Source organism: Methylobacterium sp. A49B, from assembly GCF_053346215.1.
Map to the genome: position 1 here is coordinate 38405 of NZ_JBKFBO010000114.1, position 21233 is coordinate 59637.

Genomic DNA, 21233 nt, shown 5'->3' on the forward strand with positions numbered 1-21233 from the left:
CTAGCGCCGCACACCGAACTCGGACGTGACCCGGCCGCCGAACCGCAGCGTCGTCCCGTCCCCCAGGTCGTATTCACCCGGTCGCCGCTTCGGCTCGGCCCCGACAGGCCCAGCGCCGCAGCCGGGTTGCGGTGGCAGGCGCACGCCCGCAGGCAGGTCCTCCGGACAGAGCTTCGACCGCCGCGGCTGTTCCGCGGCCGAAACGGGACCGATTGCCGAGAGGGCGAGGAGCGCCGCGAGCGTGCGCGCGTTCATCGGCGGTTCTCCGCGACGTCGGCCGTCGTGAGCCGGACCTGCCGGACCCGGCCATCGCGTTCGACCTTGAGAGTCACGGCCGTGCCGAGTCCCGCTTCCTCGATGGCCGCCGTGAGGTCGGCCAGCCGGTGGACCGGGTGCCCGTTGGCCTCGACGATCACGTCGCCGATATCGCCGGTCTGCAGATCGACGCCGCGCAGGCCGGCCTGGGCCGCCGGGGATCCGGGCAGGACCCGCACGATCACCACGCCGTCGATCCCGAGACGCGCCGTGGCCGCCTCCTGGGCGGCGATGATGCCGATGCCGGGGTTGCGCACCCGGCCCACCCGGATCAGCTCCGGCACGACGCGGTTCACGACGTCGACGGGGATCGCGAAGCCGATCCCGGCGCTGGCGCCCGAAGGCGACACGATGGCGGTGTTGACGCCGATCAGCCGGCCGGCGGAATCGAGGAGCGGCCCCCCGGAATTGCCGGGATTGATCGCCGCATCCGTCTGGATGACGCCGGAGAGTTCGCGACCCTCGCTGGTCGGCATCCGCCGCCGCACGGCGCTGATCACACCGGTCGTCAGCGTGTGGTCGAGGCCGAACGGGTTGCCGATGGCGAAGGTCGACTGCCCGACCTTGAGGTCCGCCGAGGTGCCGATCGCCAGGGGCGGCGGCATCTGGGTCACCCGCCCGAGCCGCAGGACCGCGAGGTCGTAGGACGGCGCAAGGCCGACCAGGGTGGCCGAGACCACCGTGCCGTCGCTCAACCGGACCGACACGGAGCCGCCGCTCTGCGCGGCGTTTTGCACCACATGCGTGTTGGTGACCACATGGCCGGCGCCGTCCCAGACGAAGCCGGTCCCGGTCTGCGTCCCGCCCTGCTCGCCGCCGCCCTCGTCGAGGTCGAGGAGGTCGCGGTTCTGCGCCGCACCCTGTGCGAACACGTGAACGACCGATGGGCTCGCCCGCTCGAACAGGGCAATCGTGGCCGTCTCGGACTGGGCGAGATCGCCTCGCGCCGTCACGGCCCGCGGCGCATCGGCCGAGTAGAGCACCGGCTGCAGGTAGGGCTGGGCGACGTAGAGCGCCAGCAGGACCAGAACCGCGGCGAGCACGATGCGCACGGTGCGATCCGGCACGGGTGTCTCCGATACAGGGGCCCTCACCGGGCGCGGGCCTTAAGTGCGCGTTCAGGATCGGGGCGTCAACAAGGATGCAGACCGCCGCCGACACACGCCACACGTGTTCTGGCACACACCGGAAGGCGGCCCTTACTGGCTAACGGAATGGTCATCATTCGAGAGCCACAATTCTCGCAAGTCGACATTAGGCAATCCGCGCTCAATACAGATATGGAACAACTCACTGGCCCTCGTCTGGTGTCTCAGCACCGGGAGCCGGCTGCGTAATCCGCCAGAATTGATCGCAAAGCTGCCGCAGAGATGCTTGCTTTGACGCGCAGACCATCGATCCCCGCCGTCCGCAGGTACGGACGGGCGGCGGCGATCTGAACGGTCCAAAACGGTTCGGAAGGACGAGTACCCATGGAAACCGAAGCTCTGGAACGGCCCGCTGATCTGACGATCTGGCGCACGGCCCCGGCGAGCACCCCGCTCGCGCAGCCCGAGCGCTACCAGACCCTGCGCGAGGCCATCGCGGCCGCTGCTGGCGCCCTGGCCGATCCAGCCAAGCAGCCCTGGATCATCACCGAGGAAGGCGAGATCCTCTCGCCGAACTGGATCCGTACGTACCTGAACTGAAGAACGGGGATACCGGGGAGGGCGGAACGAGCCCGTCCGGGCGGGCATGCGAGGCCGCGGCCGTCGCGAAGCCACGGTCCCTCAAGGCAGAGATTACCCCACGATCCCGGGGCCGCACGGCGGAACCCGGGATCCGCAATCGTTGTGGGTTGAGGGTCCGATCCGACAGCGGCTGCAGATCGGCTGCCACAGGCGTGCCTCTCGACGGGTCGGGCATCGCCGCCCACGCTGGCCCGCGATACCGGCCGCGTGACCGGGCTTGGCATCTCCTGCAGTCGAGCGACCCCGCGGGCGCGCGATCGTTCCCGACCCTGTCCCCGACGCGACGGGCCCCTCGGCCTCCGGACCTGCGCGAGACCGCTCCGCAGTCGACCGCTCTGCAGTTCTTCGGTGCCCGTGGTCGAAACCCGGCCCCTGATCGAGGGGCGTCGCCGCCGACCCTAAGGCTCCGTTTACCATTCCTGCACAGGATCCGGCCCGACCCGCGCGGATCGGCATCCGCGCGGCCTGGAGTCGTTGCCCGGCATGATGTCACGCGCGGAACGCACCCCCCTGACGGACTGGTGGTGGACGGTGGATCGCGGGCTGCTCGCGGCCCTGTTCGCGCTGATGATCGCGGGCCTCGTCTTCCTGATGGGCGGCGGTCCGCCGGTCGCCGAGCGGATCGGCCTGCCGACCTTCTATTTCCTGAACCGGCAGGCGATGTACCTCGCCCCGACCATCCTGCTGATCTGCGCGGTCTCGTTCCTGTCGCTGCGCGGAATCCGCCGGCTGGCGCTGATCACCTGGGTCTGCGGCGTCGTGCTGTGCCTGCTCGCCGGCAAGTTCGGCCCCGAGATCAAGGGCGCGCACCGCTGGATCCAGTTCGGCTCCTTCGGCCTCCAGCCGTCCGAGTTCGTCAAACCCGCCTTCGTGGTGGTGGCCGCCTGGGCCTTCTCGGAGGGTGCGCAGCGCCGTGACATGCCGGGCGGGATCTTGGCGCTGCTGCTCCTGCCGATCACCATCGTGCCGCTGCTGCTGCAGCCCGATTTCGGCCAGACCATGCTGATTACCATGGTGTGGTGCGCGCTGTTCTTCGTCGCCGGCCTCCACCTGATCTGGGTGGCGGTGCTCGGCGTGCTCGGCCTCGGAGGCGTGTTTGCGGCCTATCTGTTCTTCCATCACGTCCGCGAGCGCTTCAACAAGTTCCTCGACAAGGATTCGGGCGGCGGCTTCCAGGATTTCTGGTCGCGGGAATCGTTCCGGTCGGGCGGCTGGTTCGGCACCGGCCCGGGGGAGGGGGTGGCCAAGCGCCACCTGCCGGACGCGCACACGGACTTCATCTTCTCGGTCACCGGCGAGGAGTTCGGCGTGATCGTCTGCCTGTGCCTCGTGGCCCTGTTCGCCTACATCGTGCTGCGTGGCCTCAAGCTCGCACGGCGCACCGACGACACCTTCTCGCGCCTGGCGATCACCGGCCTGACCACGCTGTTCGGCCTCCAGGCCTGCATCAACATGGCGGTGAACACGCAACTCATGCCCGCCAAGGGCATGACGCTGCCCTTCGTCTCCTACGGCGGCTCGTCGCTGATCTCCCTGGCGCTCGGCACCGGCTTCCTCGTCGCCCTGACCCGCAAGCGTCCCCGCACCGTGATGCTCAGCCAGAAGCCCCCGGGCACCGCGCCCGCCACCGTCGCCGGGGTGATGCGGTGACGGTCTTCACCCCCACGATCCTGCTCTGCGCGGGCGGCACCGGCGGCCACCTGTTCCCGGCCGAGAGCCTCGCCCACGCGCTGCGCGCCCGCGGCATCCGGGTGGCGCTCGCCACCGACGCCCGGGTCGACGCGATCGCCGCCGAGTTCCCGGCCTCCGAGGTGGTGACCATCGCGTCGGCGACGCCGTCCGGCCGCTCGCCGCTGAAGCGGGCCGGCGCGGTGCTGACGCTCGGCCGCGGGTTCGGCGTGGCCGCCAAGGAGATCCGCCGGATCAATCCGGCCGCCATCGTGGGCTTCGGCGGCTACCCGACCGTGCCGCCGGTGCTGGCTGGCCAGATCCTGCGGGTGCCGACGATCCTGCACGAGCAGAACGCCGTGATGGGCCGGGCCAACGCCTTCCTGGCGCGGGGCGCCCGCACCATCGCGACGGGCTTCAAGGTCGTGCGCGGCGTGCCCGATAAGGCGCGCGCCCCGCGCATCCACACCGGCAACCCGCTCCGCCCCGCGGTGATCGAGGCGGCCAAGACCCCGTATCCGGCCTTCGGGCCGGACGACGCCCTCCGCCTGCTGGTCTTCGGCGGCAGCCAGGGCGCCCGGGTCATGGGCGAGGTCGTCCCCGAGGCGATCGCGCGCCTGCCCGCCGCCCTGCGCGCCCGGCTGCACCTCGTCCAGCAGGTCCGCCCCGAGGACCTGACCGCGGTGCAGAACCGCTACCTCGCCATGGGGCTCGCCGGGATCGAGGCGGCGCCGTTCTTCAAGGACCTGCCGGCCCGCATGGCGGCGAGCCACCTCGTGGTCTCGCGATCCGGCGCCTCGACGGTCTCGGAACTCGCGGCGATCGGCCGTCCCTCGATCCTCGTGCCGTTGCCCGGATCCCTCGATCAGGACCAGGCCGCGAACGCCGCGACCCTCGACGCCATCGGCGCGGCGCTGGCGGTGAAGCAGCCCGATTTCACGCCGGACCGCCTCGCCGCGGAACTCACCGCCTGCTTCGCGACGCCGGCAAAATTGACCGCGGCGGCCGATGCGGCCAGAAGCGCGGGCATCCACGACGCCGCCGAGCGGCTGGCCGAGGTCGTCGTCGAGACGGCTACCCGCACCTGATTCTTGAGGGATTCCGCGACCGGCGGTCCCGCCACCAGACGGTTCGACCCATGAAGCTGCCCGACAAGCTCGGCCCCATCCACTTCATCGGCATCGGCGGGATCGGCATGTCCGGCATCGCCGAGGTGATGAACAACCTCGGCTACACGGTGCAGGGGTCGGACGCGTCCGACAACGCCAATGTCCGCCGTCTTGCCGAGAAGGGCATGCGGACCTTCGTGGGCCACGACGCCAAGAACGTCGAGGAGGCGGCCCTGGTCGTGGTCTCCACGGCGATCCGGCGCGACAACCCCGAGTTGCAGGCCGCCCGGGAGCGTCGGCTGCCGGTGGTGCGCCGCGCCGAGATGCTGGCCGAGCTGATGCGCTTCAAGTCCTGCGTCGCCATCGCGGGCACGCACGGAAAGACCACCACCACGTCGCTCGTGGCGACCCTGCTCGACGCCGGCAACCTCGACCCGACCGTGATCAACGGCGGCATCATCAACGCCTACGGCACCAACGCCCGCATGGGCGCGGGCGAGTGGATGGTGGTGGAGGCCGACGAGTCGGACGGCACCTTCCTGAAGCTGCCGGCGGACGTCGCGATCGTCACCAACATCGACCCCGAGCACCTCGATCATTTCGGCTCGTTCGAGGCGATCAAGGACGCGTTCCGGCGCTTCATCGACAACATCCCGTTCTACGGCTTCGCGGTGATGTGCATCGACCACCCGGTGGTCCAGGACCTCGTCGGCCATATCGAGGACCGGCGGATCATCACTTACGGCGAGAACCCGCAGGCCGACGTGCGCCTGATCGACGTGGACCTACGCGGCGGCCAGAGCCGCTTCCGGGTGATGATCCGCGACCGTCGCCCCGGCTACCGGATGGAGATGGAGGATCTCGTCCTGCCGATGCCCGGCAAGCACAACGCGCTGAACGCCACGGCGGCGCTGGCGGTGGCGCACGAGCTCGGCGTCAAGCCGGACGCGATCCGCAACGCGCTTGCCGGCTTCGGCGGCGTGAAGCGGCGCTTCACCCGCACCGGCGAGTGGAACGGCGCCACGATCTTCGACGATTACGGGCACCATCCGGTGGAGATCAAGGCGGTCCTGAAGGCCGCCCGCGCGTCGACCGAGCAGGGCGTGATCGCGGTGGTGCAGCCGCACCGTTACACCCGCCTCCAGTCGCTGTTCGACGATTTCTGCACCTGTTTCAACGACGCCGACACGGTCATCGTCGCCCCGGTCTACGCGGCGGGCGAGCAGCCGATCGAGGGGTTCGACCGCGACAGCCTCGTGGCGGGTCTGCGCTCCCGCGGACACCGCGACGCCCGGGCCCTGGAGCGGCCGGAGGAACTTGCCGGGATCGTCGCGGAGCTGGCGAAGCCCGGGGATTACGTCGTGTGCCTCGGCGCCGGCACGATCACTCAGTGGGCCTACGCCCTGCCGGACGAGCTCGCCGCGCGGGGGCGGTGAGGGGATGACGGTGCGTCAGGGCGCGTCCGGCACGAGATCCTCGGCATCGATGCCGAGCGCCCGTGCGAGCCGTCCGTAAACCGCCATGTCCGCTGTCCATGCGCCCGCTTCAAGTGCACTGAACTCCTCCTCCGCGAGGCCGCAAGCCCTTCCCAAAGCAGCGGCCGTTTCGCCCCGGCGGGCCCGCCAGAACGCCAGCGGGCTCGGCGCCACGCGAAGAGCATCGAGGTCAGCCTCGCTGAGAAGTTCCTCCTTTCCGGCGGCCAGCCTTGCCGCTGAGTCATCGATCAGCCGAGCGTCGATCGCATCCTCCGCCAGTTCTCTCAGGCGCTCGAAGTCGGCTTCCAGCAGAATCACGATGGCCTCTCCGGCGGGCGTCTTCGTTCTGACGATCGTCAAGGGCGGTGTCCTAATCGTAGATCGAGCCGCGCGGGCCGACCGCATGGACTATGATCCGATCGGGCTCGATCGTGAAGATGGCTCGCCAGTCGCCGACGCGCAGGCGCAAGCGCTTTCCATCACCTTTGAGCGCCTTCACGTTGTTGGCGAGACTTCCGGGGTCGCGTGCGTAGAGTCGGAGCTTCTCACGGATCAGATCCTCGGCGTCCTTCGGCAACCGACTGAGGCTTCGCGCGGCGGCCCGCGTGAAGACCAGAGCTTTGCCCGCCTCCTCATTTATCGCCTCGCGATCCCCTCACGCACGCCGGTTCTCCCGGCGCGAAGCTTAGCATGACCGCATCCCTCCACGGCCGCATCCGCGCCGCCGCGCCCGATCTCCGCGGGCGCCTGCTCAGCCATCAGCCACTGGCCGACCTCACCTGGTTCCGCGTCGGCGGGCCGGCCGAGGTTCTCTTCACCCCCGCCGACGAGGAGGATCTCGCCCGCCTCCTCGCCGCCCTGGATCCGGACGTGCCGGTGACGGTGATCGGTCTCGGCTCCAACCTGATCGTGCGGGACGGCGGCGTCCCGGGCGTTGTGGTCCGCCTCGGCGGCAAGGCCTTCGGCAGCGTCGCGATCGACGGCGATACGCTGACCGTCGGCACCGCGGTGCCGGATATGCGTCTCGCCAAGGCGGCCGCCGAGGCCGGGCTCGACGGGCTCGCCTTCTACCGCGGCATCCCGGGCTCGATCGGCGGCGCGTTGCGCATGAACGCCGGCGCGCATGGCGGCGAGACCACCGACGTGCTGGTAGAAGCCCGCGGGATCGATCGCGGGGGCGCGTTGCGCACCTTCAGCCATGCCGACATGGGCTTCTCCTACCGGCATACGGACGTCCCGGAGGACGTGATCTTCACGCGCGCCCTCTTCCGCGGCCGGCCCGGCGATCGGGGTGCCATCGAGGCCGAGATGGAGCGGGTCACGGCCGCCCGCGAGGCCGCGCAGCCGATCCGCGAGAGGACAGGCGGCTCGACCTTCGCCAACCCGGACGGCAGCAAGGCGTGGCAGCTCATCGACGCCGCCGGCTGCCGCGGGCTGACGCGGGGCGGCGCCCAGGTCAGCGAGATGCACTGCAACTTCCTGATCAATACCGGTAGCGCGACCGCGTCCGATATCGAGCAGCTCGGCGAGGAAGTCCGGCGCCGCGTCCGCGACACCAGTGGGGTCGAGCTGCGCTGGGAGATCCGGCGCATCGGCCGGCCCACCGGCGCGACGTAAGAGCGGCGTTCCGGATGCGCCGGGGAGGCGGAGATACGATGCTCGGCCGCCGCAGCGACCGTTCGGGTGCGTTCAGATCCTGATTGAAGCCGACCTATTCGAGGTGCCCTGATGTCCAAGCACGTCGCCGTCCTGCTGGGCGGCACCTCCGCCGAGCGCGAGGTCTCCCTCAGTTCCGGCAAGGCCTGCGCCGACGCGCTCGAAGGGGAGGGCTTCCGGGTCACGCGCGTCGATGTCGGCCCCGACATCGCCTCGGTGCTGACGACGCTCCGGCCCGACGTGGCCTTCAACGCGCTGCACGGCCCGGACGGCGAGGACGGCACGATCCAGGGCCTGCTGGAGATCTTGAAGATTCCCTACACCCATTCCGGCGTCCTCGCCTCGGCGCTCGCGATGGACAAGGAGAAGGCCAAGATGGCGATGCGCGCCGCCGGCGTCGACGTGCCGGGGGGCCGCATCGTTAACCGTCTTGAGGCCGCCAGGACACACCCCATGCCGCCACCCTACGTGGTGAAGCCCAACGCGGAGGGCTCATCGATGGGTGTGATCATCGTGCGCGACGGGCGCTCGCACCCGCCCCAGATCCTCGCCTCCGAGGACTGGACCTTCGGCGAGCAAGTCCTTGTCGAACCTTACATAGCGGGTCGCGAGCTCACCTGCGGGGTGATGGGCGACAGGGCCCTCGGGGTCATCGAGGTGAAGGCCGCCAATGGGGGCTGGTACGACTACGACGCGAAATACGCCCCCGGCGGCTCGGTGCACGTGCTGCCGGCCGAACTTAAACCAAATGTTTACCAGCGTGTCCAAGAACTGTCGTTAACGGCGCATCAAGCACTGGGCTGCCGGGGCGTCAGCCGTGCCGACCTTCGCTACGACGACACACCGGGTGGAACCGGTCTGCTCGTGGTGCTGGAGGTCAACACGCAACCCGGCATGACCCAGACGAGCCTTGTGCCGGAGATGGCGGCCCATGCGGGCCTGAGTTTCGGTGAGCTCGTCCGATGGATGGTGGAGGACGCTTCCCTGAATCGCTGAGCGGCGGCGACGCCGCCGGTCGGAGCGGCCCCGCGCGCCTCGTCGGCGCTCTCCTGGGGCGGCTCACCGGCCGCCGCGCACGCGCGCTCTCGGTTCGCCGGCTCCGCTCCGGCCAGCGCCTCAGCGAGCGCCTGCCCCGGGGTACCGGGACCGTCGCCGTCTCTCTGTCGTTCGCCGCCGCGGCGCTCGCCGGGTTCGTGGCGAGCGGGCGCTATGACTCCTTCGTGGCCGAGCAAGGCCGCCCCCTGGACATCGCCGCGCGCCTCGCCGGCTTCGGCGTGGAGCGTGTCACCATCTCGGGCATCTCGCGGATGTACGAGCGCGAGGTGCTGGCCGCCGCCGGTATCGACTGGCGCTCCTCCGTCCCCTTCCTCGACGTCGGCGCCGTGCGCGAGAAGCTCCTGCGCGTGCCGCTGATCGCCCAGGCCTCGGTCCGCAAGATCTACCCGAACGAGATTGCCATCACCCAGGTGGAGCGCGAGCCCGCCGCCCTCTGGCAGAAGAACGGCGAACTCAGCGTCATCGCGGCGGACGGCACGGTGATCGACGCCATGCGCGACGATCGCTACGCCAGCCTGCCCCTGGTGGTCGGCGAGGACGCCAACACCAAGCTGCCGGAATACCTCGCCCTGGTCGCCGCCGCCGGGCCGCTGGCCGACCGGATCAAGGCGGGGACCTACGTTTCCGGCCGGCGCTGGACTCTCAAGCTCGACGGCGTCGACGTGCGCCTGCCCGAGTCCGACCCGGCCGCGGCCCTCGCCCGGCTCGTCCGCTTCGAGCGCGAGGCCGGCCTCCTCGAGAAGGACATCATCGCGGTGGACCTGCGCATGCCGGACCGCCTCGTTGTGCGCCTGACCGAAGAAGCGGCCGCCGCCCGCGCGGAAGCCCAGAAGGCGAAGAAGAAGGGCGCGGCCAGCTGATGCCCTCGACCACGATCTCCGCCCGTCCCGCACCCCGCGTCCGGTAGCGTCAATGCACAGCCAACACGGCCTCACGCCGCGCCTGAAGCCGCTCTCCGCGCGACGCTCGACCACCCTGTCGGTGCTCGACATCGGCACGAGCAAGGTGGTCTGCCTCATCGCCGAGTTGCAGCCCGCCGAGGCGCTGACGACGTTGCGCGGCCGCACCCACCTCGCGCGCATCATCGGCATCGGCCATCAGCGCTCGCTCGGCCTGAAGGGCGGCGCCATCGTCGACCTCGCCGCCGCCGAGGGCGCGATCCGTCAGGCGGTGCACGCCGCCGAGCGGATGGCCAAGGTCGAGGTCCAGTCGGTCATCGTCAACATGTCGGGCGGCCGGCTCGCCTCCCAGCACTTCCAGGCGCGGGTGAACGTCCGCTCCGGCACCGTGACGGGCAGCGACGTCGAGCGGGTGCTCGAGACCGCGAGCGCCCACGGCGTCAGCCCCGGCCGCGCCGTGCTCCACGCGCTGCCCACCGGCTACGCCCTGGACGGGCAGGGCGCCGTGATCGATCCGTCGGGCATGATCGGCGAGGCGCTGAGCGTCGACCTGCACGTTGTCACCAGCGAGCTGGCGGCGGCCCGCAACGTGATGCTGGCGGTGGAACACTGCCACCTGGGCGTCGAGGCGGTGATCGCCACGCCTTATGCGTCCGGCCTTTCGGCGCTCGTCGACGACGAGGCCGAGATGGGCGTCTGCGTCGTCGACATGGGCGGCGGCACCACCAGCGTCGGTGTGTTCTCGGGCGGGCACCTCGTCCACGTGGACGCCCTGGCGGTGGGCGGCCACCACGTCACCATGGACATCGCCCGCGGCCTCTCCACCCGCATGGCGGCGGCCGAGCGGCTGAAGACCCTCTACGGCTCGGCCCTGTCCACCCCGTCGGACGACCGGGACATGATCGCCGTGCACGGCGTCGGCGAGGACGAGGGCGAGGCCCCGGCCCATATCCCGCGCTCGCAGCTCGTGCGGATCATCAAGCCGCGGGTCGAGGAGGTGGTCGAGCTGGTCCGCGACCGCCTGCGGGACGCGGGCTTCGCCGCCCAGGCCGGGCGGCGCGTGGTGCTCACCGGCGGCGCCAGCCAGCTGGTCGGGCTTCCGGAGGTCGCCCGGCGCGTCCTCCAGGGGCAGGTGCGGATCGGGCGGCCGCTGGGGATCCGCGGCCTGCCCGAGGCCGCCAAGGGGCCGGCCTTCTCGGCGGCGGTGGGCCTGCTGGTCTACCCGCAGGTGGCCCACGCCGAACATTTCGAGCCGCGGGGCCACAGCGCCTTCGCGGCCACCGGAACCGGGGGCTACATCTCGCAGGTCGGCCGCTGGCTCCGAGACAGCTTCTGAAGGTTTCGCATCCGCCTTCTGGCGGGTGTGTCGACGCGAATCCGGCGCCGCGGCGCCGCACGGACAGCAAGGTTAGCGAGAGGCTCGACACCATGGCCATCACACTCCAGGCGCCGGACATCCGGGAACTGAAGCCCCGCATCACCGTCTTCGGCGTCGGCGGCGCCGGCGGCAACGCCGTCAACAACATGATCGAGTCGGGCCTGCTCGGCTGCGAGTTCGTCGTGGCCAACACCGACGCGCAGGCGCTCACCTCCTCGAAGGCCGAGCGGGTGATCCAGATGGGCCTGGGCGTGACCCAGGGCCTCGGCGCCGGCTCGCACCCGGAGGTCGGCTCGGCCGCCGCCGACGAGGTGATCGACGAGATCCGCGACCAGCTCTCGGGCGCCCACATGTGCTTCATCACCGCCGGCATGGGCGGCGGCACCGGCACCGGCGCCGCCCCGGTCATCGCCCGCGCGGCCCGGGACATGGGCATCCTGACGGTCGGCGTCGTGACCAAGCCGTTCCAGTTCGAGGGCATGCGCCGCATGCGCACCGCCGAGTCCGGCATCCAGGAGCTGCAGGCCGCGGTCGACACCCTGATCGTGATCCCGAACCAGAACCTGTTCCGGGTCGCCAACGAGAAGACCACCTTCGCCGACGCCTTCGCGATGGCCGACCAGGTGCTCTACTCGGGCGTCGCCTGCATCACCGACCTGATGGTGAAGGAGGGCCTCATCAACCTCGACTTCGCCGACGTCCGGGCGATCATGCGCGGCATGGGCAAGGCCATGATGGGCACCGGCGAGGCGTCGGGCGAGAAGCGCGCCAACCGCGCCGCCGAGGCCGCCATCGCCAATCCGCTCCTCGACGACGTCTCGATGAAGGGCGCCCGCGGCCTGCTGATCTCGATCACCGGCGGCTCGGACCTCACCCTGTACGAGCTCGACGAGGCCGCCACCCGCATCCGCGAGGAGGTCGATCAGGACGCCAACATCATCCTGGGCGCCACCTTCGACGAGAGCCTGGACGGCATCATCCGCGTGTCGGTGGTCGCCACCGGCATCGAGCCGGCCCTGATCTCGGCGAACTCGCCGAACAACCCGGCCATCGCCGAGACCGAGCAGCGCATCGCCGAGGTCGCCGAGCGCCTGCGCGCCGAGGCCCGCTCCCGCGCCGCCTCGCCGGTGCCGAGCATCCGCACCGAGGCGTTGACCCCGGCTCCCGCCCCGATGCCGGCCGCGCCGCAGGCGGGCCTGGACATGCGGCCCGAGCCGCGGCCCCAGACGCATTTCGAGGCGGCCGCCCCCGTGACCCGCGACGACGTCGTCCTCGCGCCGGCTCAGCCGCGCGCCGCCGCGCCCTTCGTCCCGGCCCCTGCGCCCCATCCGGCCGAGCCCGCGCAGCCGCTCCAGGCCGGTCCGTTCGTTCCGCCGCGCGCGGCCGCGCCGGCCGGCACGCCGCTCGCCCGCGCGCCGCGGATGCCGCAGATCCACGAGCTGCCGCCGATAGCCCAGACCCAGATCATGGCGAGCCGCGCGGCCGAGGAGCCCGCACCGGAATCCAAGCGCACCTCCCTGCTCCGCCGGCTGGCGACCCTCGGATCCGGCGGCCGTCGCGAGGAGGCGGACGGCGCCCCGCTTCCGACCCGGGCCGCCCCGCAGGCGGCACCCCAGCCGCAGATGGCGCAGCCGCCGGCGCCGCGCGCCCCGGCCCCTCCGGCCGTGCCGCAGTACCGTCCGGCCCAGGGCAACCTGGACGCTCAGGGCCGCGTCGCGCCGCAGCCGCGCATGATGGACGACGACCAGCTCGAGATCCCGGCCTTCCTGCGCCGCCAGGCGAACTGACCGGCTCCGGATCCTGAGAAGGACCCTCAACGGCGCGGGAGCCGGCGGAGACGCCGGCTCCCGCGCCGCGTTGCGGCAACTCTGGGTTGCGATTCCGCGCACGCGCTGCCGCTTCGGCCATGCGATCGCGGCGAGTCACCTGTTGACTTGATGCATCCATGCCACAGAACGGCCGCCGGTTAGCCACGCATTAACCAACGTTTAAGCCTTTGGTGGATCAACGTTTTACTGCGGGCTGCGCGCAAGCGTGTCTGTAACACAGCGTAAGAATCCGTGATTTGGCTGCCCTGTGCGGTGCAGCTATAGAAACGTCGAGACCGAAGAGACGCGCACCAGGACACAACCTGATAGCGTGGGCAGGGGCATCAAGCAGCGGACGGATCAGCCAGTTTCCTCACCCTCCCCGTTGGGATGGTGGGACCTGATCGCGGCCTGGGGCTAAGGAATGCGAACGCATAAACAGACGACCCTCAAAGGGCCGGCGACTCTCTCGGGTATCGGGGTCCATTCCGGGAACCCCGCCGAGATCACCATCCGGCCCGCTCCCGCCAATCACGGCATCGCCTTCCTTCGAACCGGCACCACCCACGGCAACGACCGCCTGATCAAGGCCCATCACGCCCTGGTCTCCGCCACCGAGCTCTGCACCGTCCTCGGGGACGTCGAGACCGGCGCGGTGGCCACCGTCGAGCACCTGATGTCGGCACTGTACGGGCTGGGGGTCGACAACGCTCTCGTCGAGATCGACGGGCCCGAGATGCCGATCCTCGACGGATCGGCGCTCCCCTTCGTCCAGGCAATCGACCAGGTCGGGATCGCCACCTGCGACACACCCCGGCGCTGGCTGAAGATCCTGCGCCACGTCCGCATCGAGACCGGCCGGTCCTTCGCGGAACTCCGCCCCATCGATCGGGGCTTCCGCCTCGACGTCGAGATCGATTTCGACAGTCCGGTGATCGGCCGCTCGCGCAAGGCGATGGACCTGTCGCCCGCCTCCTACCGCCGCGAGATCGCCGGCGCCCGCACCTTCGGGATGATGCGGGATGTGGAGCGCTACTGGAAGGCGGGCTTCGCCCTCGGCGCGTCCCTGGAGAACACCGTCGCCGTCGGCGAGAGCGCGGTGGTCAACCCCGAGGGCCTGCGCTTTCCGGACGAGTTCGTCCGCCACAAGGTCCTCGACGCCGTCGGCGACCTCGCCCTGGCGGGACTGCCGATCCAGGGCGCGTACCGCTCCTATTGCGGCGGCCACCGGATGAATGTCGGGGTGCTGTCCGCGCTCTTCTCCGATCGGGCCAACTACGCCATCGTCGAGGCACAGGGTTCCCGCCGCGAGACCGTGCTCTCCGAGCTGGGCGTCGGTCTGGGCATCGCCGCCTTCGCGGGCGATCTCTGAAAAGCGCCTGTGGCCTACAAGACACAGCCGGAAACCGATCCTGATCGCCGCAGCCTTGCCGCTTTCGTGCCCGAATCAAACGGCACGGTTTAACGGTCCGTGAACGGGAGGCACGGCCCGGAAGGGTCGGATCCCCCTCACGCGATGGCACGACGGCGCGGGACGGCGCCGGTTCCGGGAAAGAGCGCCAGATGCCTGTCACCATTCGTCATCGCCGGGCGGCAGCCTTCGCGGCGCCCCTCGTGGCCATTCTCGGCCTGGGCCTCGGCGGCTGCGACTTCGATCCGACCAGTATCTTCGCCGAGAAGTACAAGCCCGAGGTCGTGCCGGACGTCCCGGCCGACAAGCTCTACAGCGACGGCTTGGCCAAGCTGGAAGACAGCGACTACGACGGCGCCATCAAGAAGTTCGACAGCCTCGACAAGCAGTATCAGTATTCCGAATGGTCTCGGAAGGCGCTGCTCATGACGGCCTACGCGAACTACGAGGGCCAGAAATACGACGACGCGATCAATGCCTCGAAGCGGTACCTGCAGCGCCACCCGGCCAGCAAGGATGCGGCCTACGCGCAGTACCTGATGGCCATGTCGAACTATAAGCAGATTCCGGACGTGACCCGCGATCAGGAGCGGTCCGAGAAGGCGCTGAGCGCCCTGCAGGAGTTGGTCCAGAAGTACCCGACCTCGGAATACGCCGCGGACGCCAAGGCGAAGATCCAGATCACCCGCGACCAGCTCGCCGGCAAGGAGATGGAAGTCGGCCGCTTCTACCTTGAGAAGCGCAACTTCCCGGCCGCGATCAACCGGTTCCGCGACGTGGTCTCCCGGTATCAGACGACCCGTCACGCCGAGGAGGCCCTGGAGCGCCTGACCGAGGCCTACTGGGCGCTGGGCATCACCCAGGAGGCGCAGAACGCCGCCGCGGTGCTGGGGCACAATTTCCCCGAGAGCCCCTGGTACAAGGACGCGCACGCACTTCTGGCGCAGAACGGCCTGGAGCCGCGCGAGGAGAAGTCCTCCTTCCTCTCGAAGATCTATCGCACGGTGACGGGCAAGACCGCCTCAGCCGAGTGACAGGCCGGGCCGGCGACGGCCCGGACCGCGAAGTTCCAGGGCCCGGAGCCGCCGCTCCGGGCCCTGGCCGTTCCCGCGCGCCTCGCTGCCGGTGCGACGCATTTTTGGGGTGATTCCGCGCCGCAGCGGCCTTATGTCTGCGATCCCATCCAGAGGAATCCCCGCCGCCGCATGCTGGCGCAGCTCGCGATCCGCGACATCGTTCTGATTGACAGGCTCGAACTGAATTTCCGGACGGGCCTGAGCGTCCTCACCGGGGAGACCGGTGCGGGCAAATCGATCCTGCTCGACGCCTTCGCCCTGGCGCTGGGCGGCCGCGGCGACGGGCGCCTCGTCCGCCACGGAGAGGCCCAGGGCGTCGTCACGGCGGTGTTCGACTTGGCCCCCGACCATCCGGCGCGCCGCATCGCCGCCGAGGCGGAGATCGATACCGAGGGTGATTTGATCCTGCGCCGCACGCAGATGGCCGACGGCCGCACCCGCGCCTTCGTCAACGACCAGCCGGTGGGCGTGCAGGTGCTCCGCGCCATCGGCGCGGCGCTCGTGGAGATCCACGGGCAGCACGACGACCGGGCGCTGGCCGATCCGGCCTCGCACCGGGCGATCCTCGACGCGTTCGGGGGCCTGCAGGGGCAGCTCACGAAGGTCGCGACGGCGTCCCGGGCGGTCCGCGCCGCGCGGACCGAACTGGCCGATCACCGCGCCCGCGTCGAGGCGGCGCGCAAGGAGGCCGACTTCCTGCGCCACGCCGTGGAGGAACTCGGCGCCCTCGCGCCCCTGCCCGGGGAGGAGGCCCAGCTCGCCGAACGCCGCAGCGTCATGCAGCAATCCGAGAAGGTCGCGCGCGAGCTGAACGAAGCCCTCGACGCTGTGGGTGGCCCACATTCCGGCGTGCCCCATCTCTCGGCCGCCCTGCGCAAGCTGGAGCGCCGGGCCGCACAGCTTCCGGCCCTCGTCGATCCGTGCGTGAACGCCTTGGACGCCGCGATGGTCGCCCTGGACGAAGCCCGGGCCGTGCTGGACGCCGCGGTCGCCGAGACGGAGTTCGATCCCCGCGACCTGGAGCGGGTGGAGGAGCGGCTGTTCGCCCTCCGGGCCGCCTCGCGCAAGTACGACGTCGCCGCCGACGACCTCGCGGCCCTCGCGGAGCGCTACGCCGGCGACGTGGCGGCGATCGACGCCGGCGAGGCTGCGCTGTCGGGCCTGGAACAGGCGCTGGCGGCGGCCGAGACCGATTACGCGGAGGCGGCCGAGAAGCTCAGCGCCGGGCGGCGCCGGGCGGCCAAGCAGCTCGATGCCGCCGTGAAGGCCGAGCTGCCGCCGCTCAAGCTGGAACGGGCGCGGTTCATCACCGAGATCGCCACCGATCCGGACTCGCGCGACTTGGCCGGCACCGACCGGGTGGAGTTCTGGGCCCAGACCAATCCGGGCACCAAGCCGGGTCCGATGATGAAGGTGGCCTCCGGCGGCGAGTTGTCGCGCTTCATGCTCGCCCTGAAGGTGGTCCTGGCCGACAAGGGCTCGGCGCCGACGCTGATCTTCGACGAGATCGACACCGGCGTCGGCGGCGCCGTGGCGGACGCCATCGGGCTGCGCCTCGCACGCCTCGCGGCGACCGTGCAGGTGGTCGCCGTGACCCACGCGCCGCAGGTCGCGGCGCGCGCCGACACGCACTTCCTGATCGCCAAGGCGCCCGTGAAGGGCGCCGGCCGCGTGGCGACGCGGGTGTCGAGCCTCCCCGTGAGCGAGCGACGGGAGGAGATCGCCCGGATGCTGGCGGGCGCCACCGTGACCGACGAGGCCCGGGCCGCGGCGGCGCGCCTGCTGCAGGGCGCGGATGCGTGACGGCGCGTCAACCTTAACCTTTGGTTGACGGTAACGTTTTATTAACCATTCGTGGTGAGAGTGCCGGAATCCCGGTGTTGTCGCGCATCGTGCCGGTGGATGGGCGGGAGGACGCCATGAAGCTGACGGCTGTCGAGTCCGACGGGCCTCTGCGTGCGGTTCAGCCGCAGAAGCAGGCGATCGACACGCACCGGCTCGGCAACACTCTCCGCACAGTCTACGAAGGCAGCATCGACACGCAGCCGATCACCGACGCCCATGTCGAGCTGCTCCTGCGCCTGCGCCAGAAGGAGCGGGAACTCCGCCGGGCCGGCTGATCCCGCCGGACGCTACCAGCGGCGCGCCCCCGGACGACGGCGGTACTCGGCGGCTCGAATCAGCGTCAGGATCCGATCGAGGCTGACGAGCAGTTCGGCTTCCTCGCGCCGCGCCTCCGCGACCGTATTCTGATCGGTGCTGAACTTCTGGCGCGCCTGCGCCAGGGTCAGGGCGCGCTCCACCGCCGCCCGCTCGGCGTGCAGGGCCAGCCATGCGGGATCGGCATCCAGCGCCGTATCGACCTCCTCGCCCGCCACGTCCGACCCATCCGTTCCTGCCGTTGAGAGGGATGAACGCGCAAAGGCGATGAACCGTGCCGTGCATTCCCGCAGGGCGATGTCATGCCGGTGTCATCTACCTGTCGTAACCGCCCCGCCATCGGGCGGCCGGCGCCAAGCCTCTTCGGACGATGTCCCATCCGGAGTTCGGCCGCACAGCTCAGCCGCGGGCATGGGCTTGCCGGCGGAGCGGCGCAGGCTCTCGCCCGACGGCAACGGAGATTCCCTTGAGACCCTTCGCTTACGCGCTCGCCGTCGGCCTCGCGACGGTTCAGATGGCGTCGGCGGCGCTCGCCGCCGACATCACCGGCGCCGGGGCCACGTTCCCCTTCCCGGTCTACTCGAAGTGGGCCGAGGCCTATCGCAAGGAGACCGGTTCGGGCCTCAACTATCAGTCGATCGGCTCGGGCGGCGGGATCAAGCAGATCCAGGCCAAGACCGTCGATTTCGGCGCCACCGACGCGCCGCTGAAGGCCGAGCAGCTCGCCAAGGACGGCCTCGTCCAGTTCCCCACCGTGATGGGCGGCGTCGTGCCGGTGGTGAACATCCCGGGCGTCGAGCCCGGAAAGCTCAAGCTCACCGGCGAGGTGCTCGCCGACATCTACGCCGGCAAGATCGCCAAGTGGACCGACCCGCGGATCGCCAAGCTGAACGACGGGCTGAAGCTGCCCGAGACCAACATCACGCCGGTCTACCGCTCCGACGCCTCGGGGACGACCAACATCTTCACCACCTATCTCTCCCAGTCCTCCGAGACCTGGAAGAAGGAGTACGGCGCGGCCACCACGATCTCCTGGCCGGTCGGCCAGGGCGGCAAGGGCAACGAGGGCGTGACCGCCACCGTCAAGCAGGTGCCGAATTCGATCGGCTACGTCGAATCGGCCTACGCCAAGCAGAACAAGCTCGCCTACGCCCTGCTGCAGAACAAGGCCGGCAAGTTCCCGCAGCCCGACGACAAGGCGTTCCAGGCCGCGGCCGCCAGCGCCGACTGGAAGGCGGCGCCGGGCTTCGGCATCTCGCTCACCAACCAGCCGGGCGACGACGCGTGGCCGATCACGGCGGCGACCTTCATCCTCGTCCACAAGGATCCGGCCGATCCGGCCAAGGTCGGCGACGTGCTCAAGTTCTTCGACTGGGCCTACAAGAACGGCGACAAGCTCGCCTCGGATCTCGACTATGTTCCGCTGCCCGACAACGTCGTGGCGCTGATCCACGAGGAGTGGAAGACCATCAAGGGCAAGGACGGCAAGCCCGTCTTCAACATGTGAGCGTGGCGGGGAGGAGGCTTCGACCTCCTCCCTCGCTTCTTGGACTGCACCGCGCTACCACGCCACCCTTCGCAGAGAACCGCGGATGTCCGCTTTGACAGAGACGATCGCCCTCGGCCGAACCCGTGCCACCGCCGCGCGGAAGGGACCGAGCCGGAACCTCGATGCCCTGTTCCGGGCCTGCGCGTACGGCGCGGCGCTCCTCGTTCTGATCGTCCTCGCCGGCATCCTCGGCTCGATCCTCTACGGCGGCTGGCCCGCCTTCCGCGAGTTCGGCTTCGGGTTCCTGACCTCCAGCGCCTGGAACGTCGGGACGGAGCAGTACGGCGCCCTCGTCGCCGTCATCGGCACCGTGGCGTCGGCCTTCCTAGCCCTGCTCATCGGCGTCCCCGTGTCCCTCGGGATCGCGGTCTTCCTGACGCAGCTCTGCCCGGGATGGGCGCGCAAGCCGGTCGCGATGACGATCGAGCTGCTCGCCGCCGTGCCGAGCATCATCTACGGGATGTGGGGCCTGTTCGTGTTCGCCCCGCTCTTCGCGCGCTTCGTCCAGATCCCGGTCTCGAACCTCGTCGAGGGCCTGCCGATCGTCGGCACGCTGTTCTACGCCCGGGTGCCGTCGGGCGTCGGCGTGCTGACCGCGGGCATCATCCTGGCGATCATGATCGTGCCGTTCATCGCCTCGATCGCCCGCGACATGCTCGACCAGATCCCCACCGTCCTGCGCGAGAGCGCCTACGGGATCGGCTGCACCACCTGGGAGGTGGTGCGCCACGTGCTCGTGCCGCAGGCCGCCGTCTCGATCATCGGGGCGATCATGCTGGGCCTCGGTCGCGCGCTGGGCGAGACCATGGCGGTGACCTTCGTGGTCGGGAACGCGAACCGCCTCTCGGCCTCGATCTTCGACCCGAGTTCCACCATCGCGTCGCGCATCGCCAACGAGTTCAACGAGGCGGACGGCCTCCAGCTCAACGCCCTGATGGCGCTCGGCTGCATCCTGTTCGTGATCACCTTCGTGGTGCTGATGATCGCCCGGCTGCTGACGCGCCGCGTCAAGGCCGCCTGAGGAGCCCGCATCATGGACGCCTCCAACACCATCGCCACCGCCGAGACCGCCCTGCGGCGGAGCGGCCGTGTCCGCCCGGGCCGGCGCATCGCCGACCGGACCCTCCGCGTCGCCTGCACGGTCGCCACCGTGGTGGGCGCCGTGGTGCTGGGCTCGATCCTGGTCATGCTGATCGTCCAGGGCGTGCGCGGCTTCACGCCGGCCATGTTCACGAACCCGACCCCGGGTCCCGGCTCCGAGGGCGGCGGCATCGCCAACGCCATCCTGGGCAGCCTCGTGCTGACCGGCATCGGCATCGCCATCGCCACGCCGATCGGCGTCATGGCGGGGACCTACCTCGCCGAGTACGGCCGCGGCTCGAAACTGGCCGCGGTGATCCGCTTCCTGAACGACATCCTGCTGTCGGCGCCCTCGATCCTGATCGGCCTGTTCGTCTACACCCTGATGGTGCGGCCGATGGGAACCTACTCGGGCTGGGCCGGCGGCGTCGCCCTCGCCATCATCGCGGTGCCGGTGATCGTGCGCACCACCGAGGACATGCTGCGGCTGGTGCCGGGGACATTGCGCGAGGCCGGCGCCGCCCTCGGCGCCCCGCCCTCGACGGTGATCACGAGCGTCACGTGGCGGGCGGCCTCGGCCGGCATCGTCACCGGGATCATCCTGGCGCTCGCGCGCATCGCCGGCGAGACCGCGCCGCTCCTGTTTACGGCCCTGAACAACAACTCATGGTTCTCGCCCGACCTGATGGGCGGCATCGCGAACCTGCCGGTGATGATCTACCAGTTTGCCCTCTCGCCCTACCCGAACTGGCAGAGTCTGGCCTGGGCCGGGGCCCTGCTGATCACCGGAACCATCCTGGCGCTGTCGATCGTCGCCCGCTTCGTGATCAAGCCGCAGACCGCGCGCTGAACCCCCCTTCGAG

Annotated in this window: 21 protein-coding genes; 16 read left to right on the top strand and 5 right to left on the bottom strand. The window is 70.3% G+C overall.

All coding sequences use genetic code 11. The annotated features are described in order from the left end of the window. Window positions 1-255 (bottom strand): hypothetical protein, encoded by a 255-nt coding sequence (locus tag ACLBX9_RS20305; RefSeq protein ID WP_447720220.1) that lies wholly within the window; start codon window positions 253-255, stop codon window positions 1-3. Next, a complete protein-coding gene (locus tag ACLBX9_RS20310; protein ID WP_447720221.1) occupies window positions 252-1382 on the bottom strand; it encodes a S1C family serine protease in 1131 nt (376 codons plus the stop codon). Before ACLBX9_RS20310 ends, ACLBX9_RS20305 begins: the two co-directional genes overlap by 4 nt. Window positions 1383-1787: 405 nt before the next feature. Here ACLBX9_RS20310 and ACLBX9_RS20315 point away from each other — a divergent pair, with 405 nt between their 5' ends. From ACLBX9_RS20315 to murC, 4 genes are all read left to right on the top strand, one after another. Beyond that, window positions 1788-2003: a hypothetical protein gene (locus tag ACLBX9_RS20315; RefSeq protein ID WP_010685854.1), complete on the top strand. Its 216-nt coding sequence runs from the start codon at window positions 1788-1790 to the stop codon at window positions 2001-2003. A 525-nt stretch (window positions 2004-2528) separates the two neighbouring features. Beyond that, window positions 2529-3695, top strand: a complete 1167-nt coding sequence (locus tag ACLBX9_RS20320) for an FtsW/RodA/SpoVE family cell cycle protein (protein WP_010685853.1) — start codon at window positions 2529-2531, stop codon at window positions 3693-3695. After that, window positions 3692-4801: an undecaprenyldiphospho-muramoylpentapeptide beta-N-acetylglucosaminyltransferase gene (gene murG / locus ACLBX9_RS20325; protein ID WP_447720222.1), complete on the top strand. Its 1110-nt coding sequence runs from the start codon at window positions 3692-3694 to the stop codon at window positions 4799-4801. Before ACLBX9_RS20320 ends, murG begins: the two co-directional genes overlap by 4 nt. Before the next feature lie 50 nt (window positions 4802-4851). Further along, complete coding sequence (murC, locus tag ACLBX9_RS20330; protein ID WP_010685851.1) at window positions 4852-6258, top strand: UDP-N-acetylmuramate--L-alanine ligase; 1407 nt, start codon at window positions 4852-4854, stop codon at window positions 6256-6258. Window positions 6259-6273: 15 nt separating this feature from the next. Here murC and ACLBX9_RS20335 read toward each other — a convergent pair whose 3' ends face one another. Both ACLBX9_RS20335 and ACLBX9_RS20340 read right to left on the bottom strand, forming a co-directional pair. Beyond that, window positions 6274-6657, bottom strand: a complete 384-nt coding sequence (locus tag ACLBX9_RS20335) for a helix-turn-helix domain-containing protein (RefSeq protein ID WP_447720223.1) — start codon at window positions 6655-6657, stop codon at window positions 6274-6276. A 10-nt stretch (window positions 6658-6667) separates the two neighbouring features. After that, window positions 6668-6937, bottom strand: coding sequence for a type II toxin-antitoxin system RelE family toxin (locus ACLBX9_RS20340; protein ID WP_447720299.1), 270 nt, complete (start codon window positions 6935-6937; stop codon window positions 6668-6670). A gap of 50 nt (window positions 6938-6987) precedes the next feature. Between ACLBX9_RS20340 and murB the strand changes: the two genes are divergently transcribed. The 9 genes from murB (at window position 6988) to ACLBX9_RS20385 (ending at window position 17701) form a co-directional block, all read left to right on the top strand. Then, window positions 6988-7914 carry a UDP-N-acetylmuramate dehydrogenase gene (gene murB, locus ACLBX9_RS20345; protein ID WP_447720224.1) on the top strand — a complete coding sequence of 309 codons (927 nt, stop codon included), beginning with the start codon at window positions 6988-6990 and terminating at the stop codon, window positions 7912-7914. 111 nt (window positions 7915-8025) lie between these two features. Then, window positions 8026-8949, top strand: coding sequence for a D-alanine--D-alanine ligase (locus ACLBX9_RS20350; RefSeq protein ID WP_010685848.1), 924 nt, complete (start codon window positions 8026-8028; stop codon window positions 8947-8949). After that, the gene (locus tag ACLBX9_RS20355) at window positions 8916-9869 is read left to right on the top strand and encodes a cell division protein FtsQ/DivIB (RefSeq protein WP_039894190.1); all 954 of its coding nucleotides are present in this window, start codon (window positions 8916-8918) and stop codon (window positions 9867-9869) included. The genes ACLBX9_RS20350 and ACLBX9_RS20355 overlap by 34 nt, the downstream gene beginning before the upstream one ends. 52 nt (window positions 9870-9921) lie before the next feature. Next, complete coding sequence (gene ftsA, locus ACLBX9_RS20360; protein WP_010685846.1) at window positions 9922-11244, top strand: cell division protein FtsA; 1323 nt, start codon at window positions 9922-9924, stop codon at window positions 11242-11244. Between the two features lie 92 nt (window positions 11245-11336). Beyond that, the gene (gene ftsZ, locus ACLBX9_RS20365) at window positions 11337-13073 is read left to right on the top strand and encodes a cell division protein FtsZ (protein ID WP_447720225.1); all 1737 of its coding nucleotides are present in this window, start codon (window positions 11337-11339) and stop codon (window positions 13071-13073) included. A 445-nt stretch (window positions 13074-13518) separates the two neighbouring features. Beyond that, window positions 13519-14466, top strand: a complete 948-nt coding sequence (gene lpxC / locus ACLBX9_RS20370) for a UDP-3-O-acyl-N-acetylglucosamine deacetylase (RefSeq protein WP_010685844.1) — start codon at window positions 13519-13521, stop codon at window positions 14464-14466. 191 nt (window positions 14467-14657) lie between these two features. Then, complete coding sequence (locus tag ACLBX9_RS20375; protein WP_010685843.1) at window positions 14658-15539, top strand: outer membrane protein assembly factor BamD; 882 nt, start codon at window positions 14658-14660, stop codon at window positions 15537-15539. A 171-nt stretch (window positions 15540-15710) separates the two neighbouring features. Next, window positions 15711-17384 carry a DNA repair protein RecN gene (gene recN, locus ACLBX9_RS20380; protein WP_447720226.1) on the top strand — a complete coding sequence of 558 codons (1674 nt, stop codon included), beginning with the start codon at window positions 15711-15713 and terminating at the stop codon, window positions 17382-17384. 116 nt (window positions 17385-17500) lie between these two features. Further along, window positions 17501-17701, top strand: coding sequence for a hypothetical protein (locus tag ACLBX9_RS20385; RefSeq protein ID WP_010685841.1), 201 nt, complete (start codon window positions 17501-17503; stop codon window positions 17699-17701). A gap of 12 nt (window positions 17702-17713) precedes the next feature. On the opposite strand, the gene ACLBX9_RS20390 is transcribed toward ACLBX9_RS20385, so the two are convergent. After that, entirely contained in the window at window positions 17714-17959 is a 246-nt protein-coding gene (locus ACLBX9_RS20390; protein ID WP_010685840.1) for a hypothetical protein, read from the bottom strand. Window positions 17960-18207: 248 nt separating this feature from the next. Between ACLBX9_RS20390 and pstS the strand changes: the two genes are divergently transcribed. The 3 genes from pstS (at window position 18208) to pstA (ending at window position 21220) form a co-directional block, all read left to right on the top strand. Then, window positions 18208-19248 carry a phosphate ABC transporter substrate-binding protein PstS gene (pstS, locus tag ACLBX9_RS20395; RefSeq protein WP_447720227.1) on the top strand — a complete coding sequence of 347 codons (1041 nt, stop codon included), beginning with the start codon at window positions 18208-18210 and terminating at the stop codon, window positions 19246-19248. An 85-nt stretch (window positions 19249-19333) separates the two neighbouring features. Then, complete coding sequence (gene pstC, locus ACLBX9_RS20400; RefSeq protein ID WP_010685838.1) at window positions 19334-20311, top strand: phosphate ABC transporter permease subunit PstC; 978 nt, start codon at window positions 19334-19336, stop codon at window positions 20309-20311. A gap of 12 nt (window positions 20312-20323) precedes the next feature. After that, window positions 20324-21220, top strand: coding sequence for a phosphate ABC transporter permease PstA (gene pstA, locus ACLBX9_RS20405; RefSeq protein ID WP_447720228.1), 897 nt, complete (start codon window positions 20324-20326; stop codon window positions 21218-21220). Window positions 21221-21233 lie beyond the last annotated feature (13 nt).

Coding starts and splice junctions, on each gene's coding strand:
- ACLBX9_RS20305 (WP_447720220.1), bottom strand. CDS start 255: ATGAACGCGCGCACGCTCGCGGCGCTCCTCGCCCTCTCGGCAATCGGT.
- ACLBX9_RS20315 (WP_010685854.1), top strand. CDS start 1,788: ATGGAAACCGAAGCTCTGGAACGGCCCGCTGATCTGACGATCTGGCGC.
- ACLBX9_RS20320 (WP_010685853.1), top strand. CDS start 2,529: ATGATGTCACGCGCGGAACGCACCCCCCTGACGGACTGGTGGTGGACG.
- murC (WP_010685851.1), top strand. CDS start 4,852: ATGAAGCTGCCCGACAAGCTCGGCCCCATCCACTTCATCGGCATCGGC.
- murB (WP_447720224.1), top strand. CDS start 6,988: ATGACCGCATCCCTCCACGGCCGCATCCGCGCCGCCGCGCCCGATCTC.
- ACLBX9_RS20350 (WP_010685848.1), top strand. CDS start 8,026: ATGTCCAAGCACGTCGCCGTCCTGCTGGGCGGCACCTCCGCCGAGCGC.
- ACLBX9_RS20355 (WP_039894190.1), top strand. CDS start 8,916: ATGGATGGTGGAGGACGCTTCCCTGAATCGCTGAGCGGCGGCGACGCC.
- ftsA (WP_010685846.1), top strand. CDS start 9,922: ATGCACAGCCAACACGGCCTCACGCCGCGCCTGAAGCCGCTCTCCGCG.
- ftsZ (WP_447720225.1), top strand. CDS start 11,337: ATGGCCATCACACTCCAGGCGCCGGACATCCGGGAACTGAAGCCCCGC.
- lpxC (WP_010685844.1), top strand. CDS start 13,519: ATGCGAACGCATAAACAGACGACCCTCAAAGGGCCGGCGACTCTCTCG.
- ACLBX9_RS20375 (WP_010685843.1), top strand. CDS start 14,658: ATGCCTGTCACCATTCGTCATCGCCGGGCGGCAGCCTTCGCGGCGCCC.
- recN (WP_447720226.1), top strand. CDS start 15,711: ATGCTGGCGCAGCTCGCGATCCGCGACATCGTTCTGATTGACAGGCTC.
- ACLBX9_RS20385 (WP_010685841.1), top strand. CDS start 17,501: ATGAAGCTGACGGCTGTCGAGTCCGACGGGCCTCTGCGTGCGGTTCAG.
- pstC (WP_010685838.1), top strand. CDS start 19,334: ATGTCCGCTTTGACAGAGACGATCGCCCTCGGCCGAACCCGTGCCACC.
- pstA (WP_447720228.1), top strand. CDS start 20,324: ATGGACGCCTCCAACACCATCGCCACCGCCGAGACCGCCCTGCGGCGG.